Raw genomic sequence first — 2,312 nt, forward strand, 5'->3', positions numbered from 1 at the left:
GCCATCCTCGCCATCTGGAAAACCGGCGCCGCCTACATCCCCCTCGACCCCGCCCACCCCACCACCCGCCTCGACGACCTCATCACCGACAGCGCACCACACCTCCTGCTCCTCGACCACCCCCAGGCACAACGCCTCGCACCCCACCCCCACACCCTCCTCCTCGAAGACAACAACCCCGACAACACCCCCGACCACACCGCCGACCACAACCCCGACCTGCCGACCACACCCGACCGACTCGCCTACGTCATCTACACCTCCGGCTCCACCGGCAAGCCCAAGGGCGTCCAGATCGAGCACCGTGCCGTCGCCGACCTGCGCGCGACGCTGGAGCACGGTTTCGGCGTCCGGCCCCCCGCCGCCGGCGGCCCGGCCCTGCGGGTCGCCCACACCGCACCGTTCAGCTTCGACGCCTCGATCGAGCAGCTCTCCTGGCTGCTGAGCGGCCATGAGCTGCACCTGGTGCCGAACGACGTCCGGCGGGATCCGGAGGCACTGATCGCGCTGATCCGGTCGGCACGCCTTCAGGTAATGGACTCCACCGCCTCCCAGCTCGAACTGCTGGTCTCGCTGGGCCTGTTCGGCGACGCGGGGTACCGGCCGGAGCTGGTGATGGTCGGCGGCGAAGCGATCAGCCCCGCCCTGTGGGCGGCCATGCGCGCCACCACCGGCACCCGCTTCTTCAACCTGTACGGGCCCACCGAGTGCACCGTCGACGCCACCATCCGGCCCGTGGAACTGGGGGGCGACCAGCCGAGCATCGGCCGCCCACTGCCGAACACCCGGGTGTACGTGGTGGACCGGCACGGCGCCCCGGCCCCGATCGGAGTCCCCGGCGAGCTGTGGATCGGCGGCGCCGGACTGGCGCGCGGCTACTGGAACCGGCCGGAGCTGACCGCGGAGCGCTTCCTCGACGACCCGTTCCGGCCCGGCGAGCGGGTCTACCGCACCGGTGACCTCGGCCGCTGGAACGCCGACGGGGAACTGGAGTTCTGCGGCCGGATCGACGACCAGGTCAAGATCCGCGGCCACCGCGTCGAGCTCGGCGAGATCGCCGCCGTCCTCAGCGAGCACCCGGGCGTGCGCGAGGCCGTGGTGGTGCTGCGCACCGACGCGGGTGGTCCGGCCCGGCTGGTGGCGTACGCGGTGCCGGCCGGACCCGGCGTGGACGCGGCCTCGCTGCGGCGGTTCGCGGCGGAGCGGCTGCCGGAGTTCATGGTGCCGGCCGCGGTGCTGCTGCTGGAGCGGCTGCCGCTCAACGCCAACGACAAGCTCGACCGCAACGCCCTTCCCGCGCCCGCCGCGGACGACCTCGTCGACGCCACCACCTACGTGGCGCCGGCCACCGCCTCCCAGCTCGCCCTGGCCGAGATCTGGTGCGAGGTGCTGGGGTGCGCCCGGGTGGGCGCGCGGGACGACTTCTTCGCGCTCGGCGGCCACTCGCTGCTGGTGACGCAGGTGGTGTCACGGCTGGAGTCGCGGCTCGGGGTCCGGGTGCCGCTGCGGGCGGTGTTCGAGGCGCCGGTGCTGGAGCGGCTGGCCGCCCTGGTGGACGAGCGGGCCGCCGGCACCGACGACGTCCGCGAGATCGTCCGCGTCCCGCGTGACGGAGCGCTGCCGCTGTCGTTCGCGCAGCAGCGGCTCTGGTTCCTCGACCGGCTGGTGCCGGACAGCGCCTTCTACAACATGCCCGACCCGTACCGGGTGCGCGGCGGCCTGGACGTCGCAGCGCTGCAGAGCGCGGTCGACACCGTGGTCGCCCGGCACGAGTCGCTGCGCACCACCTTCACGGAGCAGGACGGCACGCCCTGCCAGCTCGTCCACCCGGCCGCCGAGGTCACCGTGCGGGTGGCCGAGGCGCCGGACGAGGAACGCGCCCGGGAGCTGGCCGAGACCGAGACGCTGGCACCGTTCGACCTGGAGCGCGGCCCGCTGCTGCGGGTGCTGGTGGTGCGCGTGGCGGGGACGGACTCCTCGCTGCTGCTGCTGACGCTGCACCACATCATCTCCGACGGCTGGTCGACCGGTGTACTGCTGGACGAGCTGTCACGGGCCTACGCCGCGGCGTCGACGGGCTCCCCCGTCGAGCTGCCGGAACTGCCGGTGCAGTACGCGGACTTCGCCGCCTGGCAGCGCGCCTGGCTGCGCGACGAGGTGCTGGAAGGACAGCGCACGTACTGGTCACAGGCCCTGGACGGCATCACGCCCCTGGAACTCCCGCTCGACCGGCCACGCCCCGCCGTGCAGAGCCACCGCGGCGCCACCCTGGAGTTCACCGTCGACCCGGCCACCGCCGAACGCCTGCGCAC

General features: G+C 73.4%; 1 protein-coding gene. It reads left to right on the forward strand.

Annotation, left to right across the window (positions count from 1 at the left end; translation table 11 throughout):
- Positions 1-36 precede the first annotated feature (36 nt).
- The coding region (locus tag AB0K43_RS31360; RefSeq protein WP_363645806.1) for an amino acid adenylation domain-containing protein at positions 37-2,312 on the forward strand (2,276 nt) is incomplete at its 3' end.

Source organism: Kitasatospora sp. NPDC049258 (assembly GCF_040678895.1).
Classification (GTDB): domain Bacteria; phylum Actinomycetota; class Actinomycetes; order Streptomycetales; family Streptomycetaceae; genus Kitasatospora.